The following is a 13,145-nucleotide window of genomic DNA, read 5'->3' as shown; positions in this document are numbered from 1 at the left end:
CCACTGCGCTATCTATGCACTAAATGGCAAACAATCATGGGTAGACAGTCCCATATATTCAATTTACATCATAAATAATGCGCCACAAACAACCTAGACAGCACCTCAGGCAGCAGCGCCCGCCTCGCACACGCCGTGACAACACTCCGATAGAACACCAACTCACACAACATCAAAAAAGTTCGCGGCTCGAGTCGGAAGGTTTTTCGGGAAACGCCGAGTAGACCCGCCCTCCCGGGCAACAAAACCGCAGGAAACAGCTCCCGAAAACGGGTGGCTACTCGGAAAATCCGCAAAAACCTTCCGACTCGAGCCTCGAACTTGTGGAACGTGACGTGAGGATCGATTTTTGACACCGGAAGCGCTTCATGCGAACGCGTTTTACACCGCTGACTGCTCCAAGCCTATGGTTGCAACCGCTCGGCGAGGAGTCGGTCGGTGGTCTCGACAACCTCAGCGGACACGGTCGAAAAGAACTCGCTGGTGAGCAGGCGATAGGGCGGGTGGTCGAGCGCGCCTTGGTTCTCCCGGACAATCTCATGTGCGACGCCGATGGTCATAAGCACCGTGCGCTCGTCGAGCTCGTACTGCGGAAACGCTGCGGCAGCCGCAATGAGCCTCGGCGTATCGCGAGGAAACGAGGTAATGGGCAGCGTCTTGCCGAACCAGTCGAAATCTCCCTGCTTTTTAATGCGAAACTGTTCGCTGGGCTTATCGCCAAGCGCATCGAGAAACTCGTTGACGCGCGTATTCCAAATGTTATCGGCCAGAAGGTGTGTCCATACGCCAAGCAAGAGATCAAAGCCCGAGCGCTCAAGTGAGGCAGGCGAGCAATCATCGTCGGCAGGGCTCCCCTGCTTGGGGGGATTGATGGTCACGCCCTCGTAGCGCTGGGGATAGTGGATGCGATTGACCGTTTCGCGCTCGATAGCAATCGAAGCGGGAGCGATGGCATCGGCAATGGGAACGCGGCCCTCAACGATACCAAGGCGCTCTGCAGCGGGGGCGACGTAATCCGCCCAGAACTCGTGCTCGCGCGGCTTGGGGATGGGCTCGGGCGTTGCGAAGTGCGTGATGCGATACGCGATGGGCTCGCGCACGTCGGGGACCATGTAGCCCACCGGGATGTCCGGCACGAGCGCACCAAACAGGAAGGCATTGCGGTCCCGCACGGTGCAAGCGACCGCGCCATTGCGGGAAAAGAGCTGCTCGCTCTGGGCAATATGGATGTTCCAACTTGGCACAAGAGCTCCAATCGCTGTTTGCTCTCGGAGGGCGCCGGGCAGTTCTTTCGCTCGTGGTCCTCGCAGGTCGGCGATGCCGACCTGCTGCGGGAAACTCGCTACAGAAAGCCCGGCGCCCGGCGCGCACATCGTTCTCGCTAGAAGTATAGGGCCGAACGGGCTCATACGGCTGCACTTGCATCGAAACCGCAGGGGTTGGAACAAGGCCTGCGGCGGGTTTCCCAGGTGCCGCAGGTTCGCCTGAAAGAGGAGGGAGGACGCCTAAGGGCGCCGACCGACGATTGGAGGCGAAGATGCGGCACCTGGGAAAGACGCGCTAAGCGCGGACTTCGCCGCCGGTAGCCTTGCACACCTTGGTCACGAGCTTCTGGTGCACCTTCTCGACCTCTTCGGAGGTAAGCGTGTGGTCGTCGGCGCGATACGTAAGCGCGAACGCCATCGACTTCTTGCCCTCGCCCACGCGCTTGTCGTCGCGGTACACATCGAAGAGGCGCACACCGCGCAGGAGCTTGCCTCCGGCAGACTGGAGGCGGCGCTCCAAATCCTCGCAGGTAACGCCCTCGTCCACCACGATGGCGAGGTCCATCTCGACCGCCGGGTACGACGAGAAGTCGCGATACGCCTGCTGGTCGCGCGAGCACGTGATGAGCGCGTCGAGGTTCAGCTCAAACGCCACGACCGGAAGATCGATGCCGTACGCATTGCGGACCTCAGGGTGAATCTCGCCCACCCATCCGAGCACGGTACCACCCGCCAGCACTTCGGCGCCGCGGCCCGGCTGCAGGAAGGCATAACCGTCGCCCTCGGCCGGGCGGAACCGAACCTTCTCGACTCGGAGCTGAGCGAGCAGCTCTTCCACCACACCCTTACCATCAAAGAAACGCAGCGGCGCGAATTTCTGCTTCCACGTCACATCGCCCCACGCGCCGGACAGCACGCCGGCGAGCGAACGGCGTTCCTTGGGCAGGCTCGCGTTCTCGCGACCGCAGAAGAGCGTACCCATCTCGTACAGATGCACGTTGGCCGTGCCGCGCGCGTTGTTGTAGGCAACCGACTGCAACAGACCCGGAAGCAGCGAACGACGCATCTCGGTCTGCTCGGCCACGAGCGGGTTCATGATGACGACCGGCAGGCCGCGGCCCTCGGTGCTCATGCGAGTCTTCTCCAGGTCGCCGGGCGCGGCGAACGAGTACGTCGTGGTCTCGTTGAGCCCGCAGGAGCGCAAGATGGCGCCCACGCGGCGAAGCAGACGCTGCTCGTGCGTGAGGCCGCCGATGTGATTCTTCGCTGCAGGAATGGTCGCCTCCACGCAGTCCATGCCCCAAAGGCGCAGGACCTCCTCAATGAGGTCGATCTCGCGCTCGAGGTCCGGACGGAAGCTCGGCGGCACCACGTGGAACGCGCCCGCAGTGCCGGCGCCACCAGCGGCCGCCGCGCTCGCGCCCGCAGCGTCCACGCGCACCGTGCAGCCGAGCCGCGTGAGCGCGCGCTCGATGAACTCCGGCGAGATCTGGGCACCGCAGATGAGGTCGACGCGCTCCTGGCGCAGCACGAGCTCCGGCTGCACCTTGGGTGCAGGATAGAGGTCCACGTAACCCGGCGCGACCTCGCCGCCCGCGAGTTCCTCGATGAGTGCGGCCGTGATGTTCGCCACATCCACGCAGCCCGCCTCGTCTACCTGGCGCTCGAAGCGAATCGAAGCCTCGGAAATGAGCTGCAGGTCGCGGCTCGTATGCGACGTGCGCCCCGCATCGAAGCACGCGCTCTCGATGAGCACGTCACGCGTATCGTCTTCAATCTCGGAATCCATGCCGCCCATCACGCCGGCCAGCGCCACGGGGCGCTCGCCATCGGTGATGAGGCCCATGCCTTCGTCGAGCGTGCGCTCAACGCCGTCAAGCGTCTGGAAGACCTCGCCCTCGTGCGCCCCGCGCACCACCACGCGGCGGTGCCCGTCGCGCTCGGCAAAGGTGTCGAGGTCGAAGGCGTGCAGGGGCTGGCCGGTAAGCATCATCACGTAGTTGGTGATGTCCACGATGTTGTTGATGGAGCGCACGCCGGCTGCCGCCAAGCGCTCGACCATCCACTCCGGCGAGGGCCCCACCTTCACGTTGCGCACAATGCGCGCCACGTAGCGGCTGCACAGCCCCTCGTCAGCGATGGCGAGCGAGACCTCGTCGGCCGTCGGACGCCCAACCTCCTGCTTGATGGTTGGCAGCTCGACATGCGTGTCGCGATCGAAGATGGCTCCCACCTCGCGGGCCATGCCCGCCATGGAGAGGCAGTCCGGGCGATTCGGGGTAATCTCGCAGTCCAGCACGGTGTCCGACGTGCCGCGATACTCGGCAAACGGCACGCCCACCGGCGCGTCCGCGGGCAGAATCATGATGCCGGAATGATCACCCGAAAGACCAAGCTCGCGCGCCGAGCAGTTCATGCCGTAACTCACCACACCGCGCAGCTTGCTCTTCTTGATCTTGATGCCACCGGGGAGCTCCGCCCCCACCAGCGCGGTCACGATGTGATCGCCCTGCTCGAAGTTCTGAGCGCCGCACACAATCTGCAACGGCTCGGGCGAGCCGTCTTCCCCCAGGTTATAGTTCCCCACATCGACCATCGTGACCCACATGTGGTCGGAATCCGGATGGGGCTCTTTAGACACGACCTTCGCCGTCACGACATGATCGAACGATTCGCCCACGATGTCGATGGCCTCAACCTCAGTGCCCGTACGGATGAATTCGCGGCCGAGCTCTTCCGGCGACTCCGGAACGTCGATGAGCTCCTGCAGCCAGTTATATGAAACGCGCATTGCATTCTCCTTCTGCGTAACAATGGTGACAACGGGGCGACAGGACTTGCCAGCCCCTCACCTGCGGTACTGCTCGGTTTAGAACTGCTCCAAGAAGCGCATGTCTCCGGTCATGAGCGTGCGCAGGTCGGGCAGATCGTACCGGAGCGCCGCAACGCGCTCCACGCCGATGCCAAACGCGAAGCCGGTATAACGGTCGGGATCGACGCCGCAGTTGATAAGCACGTTCGGGTCGATCATGCCGCAACCGAGAATCTCGATCCAACCGCTGTGCTTGCAGAAGCTGCAACCCTTGCCCCCGCAGACGTGGCAAGAAACGTCGAGCTCGCAGCTCGGCTCGGTGAAGGGGAAGAAATGCGGGCGATAGCGCGTCTGGCGGTCCTCACCGAACATCGCGCGCGCGAAGTAGTCCAGCGTGCCCTTGAGGTCGCCGAACGTAATGCCCTCGTCCACCACGATGCCCTCGACCTGGTTGAACTGGGGAAGATGGCAGGCGTCGGCGGTATCCGGGCGGTACACGGTGCCGGGAACGATGGCATAGATGGGCGGCTTCTGATGCTCCATGATATGAATCTGCGCGCCGGACGTCTGGGTGCGCAGGAGCACGTCGGACTCGCCGTGCGCGTGCTGCTCGGGGTGCGCCACGGATCCGGGCGCGTTGTCCACCACGTAGAACGTATCGCGCGCGGAACGGCTCGGATGGTCCATCGGGGCGTTCAGCGCAGTGAAGTTATAGTACGAGGTCTCCACCTGGGGGCCCGATTCGACGGTATAGCCGATACCGCAGAACACGTCCTCGATCTCCTCTTTGATCTGGTTGATGAGGTGGGCATGACCGATGGTCGGGCGCGCCCCCGGAAGCGTCACGTCCACGGATTCGGTGGCCATGAGCTCGCGCATAGCCTGGCGCTTGAGGTCGCCGGCAGCGTGCTCGATGAGGCTCTCGGCCATGCGACGCAGCTCGTTCGCGCGCTTGCCGAGCACCGGGCGCTCTTCAGGCGCAACCTTGCCCATCATGTGCATAATCTGCGTGATCTCGCCCTTTCGGCCGAGGAGCGCCACGCGTGCCTCTTCAAGCTTTTTCGCATCTGTCGCGGCGGCAATCATCTCCTGCGCGCGCGCCTGCAACGCATCGAGATCGTCAATCAGACCCATGTACTTCCCCTTTCGAAATCTCCCGGTGCTCGAGGTCTCTGGAACATCGCCCGAGACGAAAAGAAAAATCCGCCCTCGAGCTCACTCTGCTCAAGGACGGATGCAATTCCGCGGTACCACCTTGGTTGGCTGCGGGATGTCGTGCCCCGCATACCCTCTTTAGCCTGATGTCGCCCAGGCGGCGGCTTCCCTACTCAGCGCAATGAGACAGTTGTGCCGGGTACATCTGTCTCGCACATCTGCCACGCGGCCGTTCAGGTCGCTACTCGGGAGTGAACGCTGCATCCTTGCCTCCGCAGGCGGGCTTTCAGCCGGTGACCCACCCTCTCTGAACGGCGACGCGGCGGGTGCAACCCTCTCCGTCAACGCGTTGGTCGAAATGATAGCACAACGGGTGCGCCTCCCACGTGCAATTATGCGGAATGCGGTGTGCTCAGCTCGCAACGCCGGCGGGGCGAATGCCCCCGGTCGGGGCGAATGCCCCTACTCGCGCAGGCTCACCTCGTAGACATTCTCGTAATCTCGTCCAATGGCAATGGTCGCGCTCTGCTTGTCGAGGTTATACACCACCGACCATTGCGTCTGGCTCTCCTCCCCACGGCTATTGATATGCGGCTCCTGCGAGCACGCGGCGAGAAGGCTCATGGCCTCATCCTCGGAAAGAACGCCGTCCGTCGCCCCAAGCCCCTCAGTCACAATCTGGTAACGGTCCTGGCCCGTTCCGAAATCATACTCACCGGGCGTGAGCAGGAAGTTCGTAGCCGCCATGTACGTGGTGCCCGCAGCGGGCTGGCCCGCAGTAGTCACGTCGTCGGGGTCGAGAACCGACATCTCGTTATCAACATACTCGACCACCACGGTATCGCCCGAGGCATCGGCAATCTGGAAGTGGTAGCAGCTGTTGGCACTCGAATGCATGTCGTACTGCTCAAGCAGGTCAAGCGCTTCGTCTACCGTCGCGCACTTATCGAGCATAAGGCGGATGGCCGTCGTAGTTGTGATGTCCACCCTGTCGGTTTGCTGATTAGTGGGATCGGTGTCGATGAGCAGCACCCCCACGGCCAGGCCAGCTTCGTTCACGCCATCAAGCGGCGCGTAAGGGGCTGCAAGCGCCGTGATGCTCGAAGTGGGAGAATCCGGCAACTTGTCTTCACCGTAGCCAAGGAATCCTAGGTTAACCATGGAAATCGATGCGTAGCCATCCGCCGGATCGGTGCGCACCAGCATGCTCGGCGAATAGCTCAGGTCGAAGTTACGGCCAAAGATTGCGTCGCCTTCTGACGTGGTAGCGTTGAACGTCGAGCACGCGAGGTCGGGCAGCTCGATCGTTATGGGAAGCCCTTTCATGAGATGCTGCACGACGAACCCGATGAGCTCGGCATCGCTGGAAGCGCCTCCCTGGGCTATGAACTCGTCAATGCCGTAATCGCCCTCGTAGGTCATGGTGTAGAAGGGGTAATCGTTCACCTTCTTGATGGATGCCACGGTCGCGATTTCATTGCGGAACATGAATGCAATGCCCGCCACCGCAAGGACGACGAGTGCAACGAGCGCGATGAGCACGCGGACAACGATCTTTCTCGCGCGACCCGATTTACTCGGCTTCGCCTGTTCTTCCATGTCATCCCCCCTTTCTTCCATGTCATCTCCCCTGATAGACAACACAGAGGCGCATCATGCTAGCACAGGATGCCCATGCTAGTGACAATTCTCACGTTTTCGTCAATTTATATGCGGGAAAAGCCGGCACTTGAAGGCATCGCAGGCCACAGCGCGCAGGTTACTCACCTCGCTCAGCGCGGAAAACCTGTTGCGAAAAACTTCGGCCCGGCCAGCAGCCTATCAGTTGACTGACCAAGGGCTCAAGACACTCGGGCTTGCATAGTGGCTTGGCTCGGCAGTCGCGTCGAAGTACACTGCTGCAAAGCTCGGCACATCTTCCTGAAAGGATTGTCATGGCAAACAATTCAAGCGTCCAGCAGCTCAAACGCCTCGAGCGCGATCTGTGGCTGCGCACCTACCTTATGGGCATCCTGGAATTCGACGGGGAAACCAAGGCGCCGCCGAAGGGCGCACCCGCGCGCGCGGAGGCCATGGGTGCACTTGCCGGCGAATACCATGAAGCGCTTACCAGTGCTTCGGCGCAAGAACTAATTGCCCAGCTCAAAGAGGCGGCAGCCGCCGGAGAACTCGACGAGCAAACGGCAACCGAGCTTCGCGTCCTCGCCCGCGAGCAGCGCGAGGCAGTTGCCATCCCCACCGAAGAGGCTGCAGCGTGGTCGAAGCTCACCAGCGAAGCGAACGCTGTCTGGCACAAAGCGAAGCTCGCGAACGACTGGGAATCGTTCGCCCCGTACATCGATCGCATCCTCGCCGCGCTTAAGCGCCAGGCCGCCTGCATCGATTCGACGCGCGACCCTTACGATGTATGGCTCGATCAATACGAGCGCGGCATGGACTCGGCCGCCTATGATCGGTTCTTCGACCAGGTCAAGGCTACCGTCGTGCCACTTGTGCACGAGGTAGGAAAGCGTCCCCAGCCCGAGGCGCCGTTCCTCACCGCCCGCGTGCCGGAATCCGTGCAGCTTGCCATCGCTCGCGAGCTCACGGACATCGTGGGCCTTGATCCCGAAGCCTCCGTTCTCGATTGCGTCGAGCACCCCTTCACCAACGGCATGGCGCCCGGCGACGTGCGCATCACGACGCACATCTACGAAAACAACCTGCTCAGCAACGTGTTCTCGGTCATCCACGAGGCTGGCCACGCCATTTACGAGCAGAACATCGATCCCGCGTACGCCTACACCTGCTTGGGCACCGGCTCCACCATGGGCATCCACGAAAGCCAGTCGAGATTCTTTGAGAACATCGTCGGACGCTCGCGCGCATTTATGGGCCCGCTTCTCGCCGTGCTGCGCAAGCACGTTCCCGAGGCGTATGGAAGCGTCTCGGAGGACCAGCTTTACCGCGCGGCAAACATCGCGCTGCCGCAGCTCATTCGCACCGAAGCCGATGAGCTCACCTACCCGCTGCATATCATGGTGCGCTATGACATCGAGCGGATGCTCTTCACAGGCGAGGCAACCGCACGCGACATCCCTGAGCTCTGGGCGCAGTTTACCCGTACGTACCTGGGGCTTGACGTGCCGAATGACACGGATGGCTGCCTGCAGGACACGCACTGGTCGGGCGGAAGCTTCGGGTACTTCCCGAGTTACGCGCTTGGAAGCGCCTATGGAGCGCAGATGGTACCCGCCATGGCGGCGGACGGTGTGGATGTTGATGCCGCCTGCGCCGCAGGCGACCTTGCGCCCGTGCGCACCTGGCTGCGCGATAAAATCTGGCGCTGGGGCGCGGGGAAGGACGCGCCCGAGCTCATCCTGAACGCATGCGGCGCTCCGTTTGACGCCACGTTCTATTGCGATTATCTGCAAAAGAAATTCAGCGAGCTATACGGGCTGTAGAGGATCCGGCCGCGCCAGCAACAACTCGCTGGCGCGGCCTTTTGCTTCGTGCCCTGTTTAGTCCCTGCCGGCCTTCGTCGCATGTTTCTCGCTCGGCGGGCCCAGATTGGCGGGCGCGGCTCGACAGACCCAGCTCGGCGGGCCCAGATTGGCGGGCACGGCTCGACAGACCCAGCTCGGTGTGCCCAGCTTTGCGCTCTGAGTAAACTTCCATGCCGAATTACGCAATAAGAAGGCGAAAATTGGCTCTTATTGCGTAAAACGGCATGTAAGAGCCATCCTCCGATTCAAGGACATGCAAGCGATGCCCTATACCTTGCCAGCAGAGCCGCAGATGTCAATTGCGTGAGCTGCAGCCGCCTCGATGCCATGGAAAACCACGTTATAGAGGTCATAGGCTCCGTTACCCGTAAAATCTGCATCCTCAAGGGCACGGAGGGTCCCGCAATATAAGTCATGGGCGATGTTGAGTTTCGCCACACCCATACGACAAGCGTTCCGTAGGTTTTCCTCGCCCGACCCCGAGCCTCCATGCAACACGAGCGGCACCCGCACCTTCTCTCTCAGCTCGGCGAGCAAACCAAATTGCAACTCGGGAGTTCCCTCGTAGGCTCCATGGGCCGTACCGATAGATACCGCGAGCGCATCAACCCCCGTCTCCGAAACGAAGCGCACCGCTTCATCGGGATCGGTATACACGCTATGGTCCGCCGTCTCGCCCGTGCCGAGCCCCATGCCCACATGGCCGAACTCAGCCTCAACGCCCACGCCAACCGCATGGGCAACCCGCACCACTTCGCGCATGCGGATCGCGTTCTCCTCATAAGGTAGCGCTGAGCAATCGAGCATCACATCGGGAAATCCAAGCCTAATGGCATGCATGACCTGCTCGAACGTTTTTCCATGGTCGAGAATAACCGATACCGGAACGCTCGCCTCTTCTGCCACGCGGAGTACGCCCCTGCCAATCGTCTCGAACGAGGGGACCACCTCGTAAATTACCAACAGGATAAGCGGCGAAGAAGCCTGCTCGGCCGCCGCGATACAAGCACGCGCCTGATGCTCGTTCCCGCACCCCAGAGCGGGTACGCAGTATCCCTGCTCACGAGCATCGCGCAGCATCTGAACCATCGAAACAAGCATGGTAGCCAACCTTTCTTGCAATGCACCAACCACGCCGAATAAACCCAAGCAAAAAGCGGGTGTCACCCATAGGCGACACCCGCGCGATTACAGGGGCTTCAACTCGTCCGCCAGCGTTTGGCAGAGCTCCTCGGCTTGGACATAGGTTCCAAGCATATCGAAGAATCCATGATCACAGCCGCAGTAGCGCATGTTGCGAACCTTCACACCCAGGTCCTGCATGCGCTTCACCAGGTGGTCGGTCCCCACGCGAAGGTAGTCGTATTCCGACGAGATGGCGAGCACCTCAGGAAACTGCTCGAGCACCTCGTCGGACGCTGCCGCAACATTCACAAGCGGATTATCCGACGTAGTCTTACCCTGCAGATACAGATTAGAAGAAGAGGTCTCGCTCCCCTCCACGCCGCTGCGAATACGTTCGATGCGGCTCTTCACAAGCTCGAACTGATCCTCGCGAACCGGATACTCATCGTACGACCAGGTATATTCGTCCAGCGTACGCCAATCGCGAAGATCCCACCCAGGATAGATGCCAACGATCTTTTTGATAATGCGCTCCGCCCCTGATGCCATGCGCTCGAGATCCCTCTGCACGCACGCCGCGGTGAGCGAACCGCCTGCCGAATCTCCAGCGACCATGATGCCCTCTGGATCGACGCCCAGCTCGGCAGCATGCTTGTACACCCAGCGCACGGTACCCCACGCATCATCAATCGGTCCAGGGAACGGGCACTCCGGCGCGAGACGATACTCAGGGAAAATTGCGACCGCCCCCGAAAGCTCCGCAACGAGCTTCATTTGGTTGGCGTACAAACGCATGTCACCCGCCGTAAAACCGCCGCCATGCAGATAAATCATCACGGGACAATTCTGCGGCGCTCCCTCGGCGCGATATATGTAGATATCAATGAGATGATCGTCGTCGATGGGAATGAGCCGTTCGTCTACGCCAACGTCCGTCGTCGTGAGGTCGTATGTCACCTTATCGGGACGGTAGCGCTCGTTGGAAAGCCGCCATCCTGCCTGAGCGCGCTCGGAGAACATCTTGCGCTTCTTCTCCATAACAGTTTCCAGGCGCGGGTCGACAACATGCTCCTCGTCCACATCGGGCACCGGCTTAAAGAGCGTTTCGACTCCATAAACCTCCCCCGTATACTCTCGCTCACGAATCCGACCGACAAGCGACGCGTCGTAGAGCCGGCCATCTGCATGCTCAACTTGCTGCATATGGACCTCCTTAGTTGCTGTGCCCTACACCGTAGCAATCATGGGCGCATCACATTGTTGGAAGGCAACGCTCGCATAATCTTTGCCGTTGATGAGCGAGCACACGATAGTAGTATCAACGCCCGCCTTCTCGAACACATCTTTGTCGAAAGACGCGATGCGCTGGCCCGCAGTCACGCGGTCGCCCTTCTGAACAAATGTTTCGAGGCCAGCGCCATCAAGCTTGACCGAGTCGATACCAATGTGAACAAGCACCTCGGCGCCGCCATCGGTCACGATAGTCACCGCATGCTTGGTGCCAGCGACCGCATAAACCGAACCAGCAACCGGAGAAACGACATCACCGTCTGTCGGCTTCACTCCAAAGCAAGGACCAAGAATACCCTGCGCAAACACGTTGTCCGAAATATCCGCCTGAGCGATGTACTCGCCCTGTGCGGGAAGGACGAAGGACTCGTTTGCCGTTGGAACCTTCTTCGCCGGCTCTCCCTCAGACTCAGGCAGGGGGTTACCGTCCTCATCCTCCTCGTCGTAGATGGAGTCATCGAATCCGATAACCCATGTGAGCACGAAGGAAGCGACCGCCATGAACGCCACAAGAATAAGCGCGTTGGTAAAGTTTGCCATATCGCGATCGGGCCCCATGTAAAGCAGGATGTTCGTGAGAGAATATCCACCGAACGCATAGCACTTGAGCTGCATGATGCCCGCGAGCAACGCCGTTGCGATGGCAACGATTGTATGTACGTAATACGGACGAACCATCTTATAGGAAATGCCGTAAGTCGTGGGCTCGGAAATGCCGCCGAACAGCGCCGAAAGCGCGGCCGGGAACGCGATCTGACGCAGGTTATTGCTCTTGGTCTTGAGCGCAACCGCGAGCGCGATAAAGCCAGGCGTGATGGTGCAGCAGAAGAACGCGATGTTCAGCAGGTTGTCATAGCCGATCGTAGCGATATTCGCCGTAGCGATGGGCACGAGCGCCATGTGGAAACCAGGAAGCACGACGCCAACGGTCGTGAAGAAGATGACCATAGCGGCAACAGTAAACCAGGGCGCAACTTCGCTGATCCAATTGATAAATGCCGTGAAGTAGTCGGTGATGAGCGCACCGAGCGGACCAGTCACGGTCAGGGTAATCACGCTCATGATCAAAAGTAGCAGGAACGGCTTGAGGAAGTGGCGAACTACCTCGGGGATCGCGCGCTTGAGGAACATGTCGATCTTAGACATCACCCAGACAGAAAGGATGATCTGCACCACAGCGCCATTGTAGGTAGTAAGCGTAACCGGCAGGCCGAAGTAGCCGACAAACTCCTGGCCCTCCGCCGTCAGGGTGTTCACCATAGTCACCCAGTCGGGGTACAGAAGCGCGCAAGCGAGTAGCATCGCGAGCACAGGCTCGGTATTGAAGCGCTGAGCCGAAGTGTACGCTACAAAAACCGGCATGAAGTAGAACACAGCCTGCGAGAAGTTGTACAGGATGGCGTACGTGGAGTTGCTCGAATCGATCCCGAAGAACACCGACATGATGGTCAGAATCGTGGCAAGGAAGCCTGCGGCAACGAGACCGGGGATGACCGGGCTCATGATGCTCGCGAGCATGGACATGAAGCCCGCAACGTAATCGAGAGGCTTCTTAGGTTTGTCTGGTGAGGCTACCCTCCCCCCTGCCTTTCCTGCAAGGCTTCCAACCTGCTTCTCAACCGCCAGATACAGGTCTTCAATTACCTGTCCAACAATTACCTGAACCTGGTTGCCAGCCACCTCGAGCCCAAGCACGCCATTAACTTTCTTTACAGCCGCTTGGTTGATTTTTGCCGGGTCTTTCACCACAACACGCAGGCGGGTGGCGCAATGCGTGACGTTGGTCAGGTTTCCTGTGCCACCAAGGCCCTGGATAATGCTCGTGGCCATGGCTTTGTAATCAGATGCCATGTTTCCTCCTTTTCCCTGCCATCGGCTCTCCTAATACGAACATGGCCCGATTGTAAATGACGTGTTTCTTTTATGTATTCGAAATCTGTGAAAGGTATTTTCTTAGCGGTAAACGCGCTAGGAGTCGCTGGTCAACGGCTTGTACTACAATCAAAGCCGTTG

At 60.3% G+C, this 13,145-nt stretch carries 8 protein-coding genes; 1 reads left to right on the top strand and 7 read right to left on the bottom strand.

From position 1 onward, the window contains the following. Window positions 1–404: 404 nt before the first annotated feature. The 4 genes from HGEM_RS01120 to HGEM_RS01105 all read right to left on the bottom strand — a co-directional run bounded on the left by HGEM_RS01120 (window position 405) and on the right by HGEM_RS01105 (window position 6,831). The gene (locus HGEM_RS01120; protein ID WP_019127553.1) at window positions 405–1,244 is read right to left on the bottom strand and encodes a hypothetical protein; all 840 of its coding nucleotides are present in this window, start codon (window positions 1,242–1,244) and stop codon (window positions 405–407) included. 316 nt (window positions 1,245–1,560) lie between these two features. After that, window positions 1,561–4,056, bottom strand: coding sequence for a phenylalanine--tRNA ligase subunit beta (gene pheT, locus HGEM_RS01115; RefSeq protein WP_019127552.1), 2,496 nt, complete (start codon window positions 4,054–4,056; stop codon window positions 1,561–1,563). Between the two features lie 78 nt (window positions 4,057–4,134). Then, window positions 4,135–5,211 (bottom strand): phenylalanine--tRNA ligase subunit alpha, encoded by a 1,077-nt coding sequence (pheS, locus tag HGEM_RS01110; protein WP_019127551.1) that lies wholly within the window; start codon window positions 5,209–5,211, stop codon window positions 4,135–4,137. 483 nt (window positions 5,212–5,694) lie between these two features. Beyond that, complete coding sequence (locus tag HGEM_RS01105; RefSeq protein ID WP_019127550.1) at window positions 5,695–6,831, bottom strand: C45 family autoproteolytic acyltransferase/hydrolase; 1,137 nt, start codon at window positions 6,829–6,831, stop codon at window positions 5,695–5,697. Window positions 6,832–7,166: 335 nt separating this feature from the next. On the opposite strand from HGEM_RS01105, the gene HGEM_RS01100 reads away from it, so the two are divergent. Beyond that, window positions 7,167–8,675: a carboxypeptidase M32 gene (locus tag HGEM_RS01100; protein WP_019127549.1), complete on the top strand. Its 1,509-nt coding sequence runs from the start codon at window positions 7,167–7,169 to the stop codon at window positions 8,673–8,675. A 309-nt stretch (window positions 8,676–8,984) separates the two neighbouring features. Here the strand turns inward: HGEM_RS01100 and HGEM_RS01095 are convergent, their stop codons facing one another. The 3 genes from HGEM_RS01095 to HGEM_RS01085 all read right to left on the bottom strand — a co-directional run bounded on the left by HGEM_RS01095 (window position 8,985) and on the right by HGEM_RS01085 (window position 12,983). Next, window positions 8,985–9,818: a class II fructose-bisphosphate aldolase gene (locus tag HGEM_RS01095; RefSeq protein WP_019127548.1), complete on the bottom strand. Its 834-nt coding sequence runs from the start codon at window positions 9,816–9,818 to the stop codon at window positions 8,985–8,987. Window positions 9,819–9,905: 87 nt separating this feature from the next. After that, window positions 9,906–11,045, bottom strand: a complete 1,140-nt coding sequence (locus tag HGEM_RS01090) for an alpha/beta hydrolase (RefSeq protein ID WP_019127547.1) — start codon at window positions 11,043–11,045, stop codon at window positions 9,906–9,908. Window positions 11,046–11,069: 24 nt separating this feature from the next. Next, window positions 11,070–12,983, bottom strand: a complete 1,914-nt coding sequence (locus HGEM_RS01085; protein WP_019127546.1) for a glucose PTS transporter subunit IIA — start codon at window positions 12,981–12,983, stop codon at window positions 11,070–11,072. Between the last annotated feature and the right edge of the window lie 162 nt (window positions 12,984–13,145).

Origin of the sequence: Enorma massiliensis phI (genome assembly GCF_000311845.1) — a bacterium.
GTDB classification, from domain to species: domain Bacteria; phylum Actinomycetota; class Coriobacteriia; order Coriobacteriales; family Coriobacteriaceae; genus Enorma; species Enorma massiliensis.
Note: the sequence above shows the minus strand (reverse complement) of the source record. Positions and strands in the feature narration are given on the sequence as shown.

Excerpts from the sequence above, each read along its gene's own strand:
- pheT (WP_019127552.1), bottom strand. The coding sequence starts at position 4,056 with ATGCGCGTTTCATATAACTGGCTGCAGGAGCTCATCGACGTTCCGGAG.
- pheS (WP_019127551.1), bottom strand. The coding sequence starts at position 5,211 with ATGGGTCTGATTGACGATCTCGATGCGTTGCAGGCGCGCGCGCAGGAG.
- HGEM_RS01105 (WP_019127550.1), bottom strand. The coding sequence starts at position 6,831 with ATGGAAGAACAGGCGAAGCCGAGTAAATCGGGTCGCGCGAGAAAGATC.
- HGEM_RS01100 (WP_019127549.1), top strand. The coding sequence starts at position 7,167 with ATGGCAAACAATTCAAGCGTCCAGCAGCTCAAACGCCTCGAGCGCGAT.
- HGEM_RS01095 (WP_019127548.1), bottom strand. The coding sequence starts at position 9,818 with ATGCTTGTTTCGATGGTTCAGATGCTGCGCGATGCTCGTGAGCAGGGA.
- HGEM_RS01090 (WP_019127547.1), bottom strand. The coding sequence starts at position 11,045 with ATGCAGCAAGTTGAGCATGCAGATGGCCGGCTCTACGACGCGTCGCTT.
- HGEM_RS01085 (WP_019127546.1), bottom strand. The coding sequence starts at position 12,983 with ATGGCATCTGATTACAAAGCCATGGCCACGAGCATTATCCAGGGCCTT.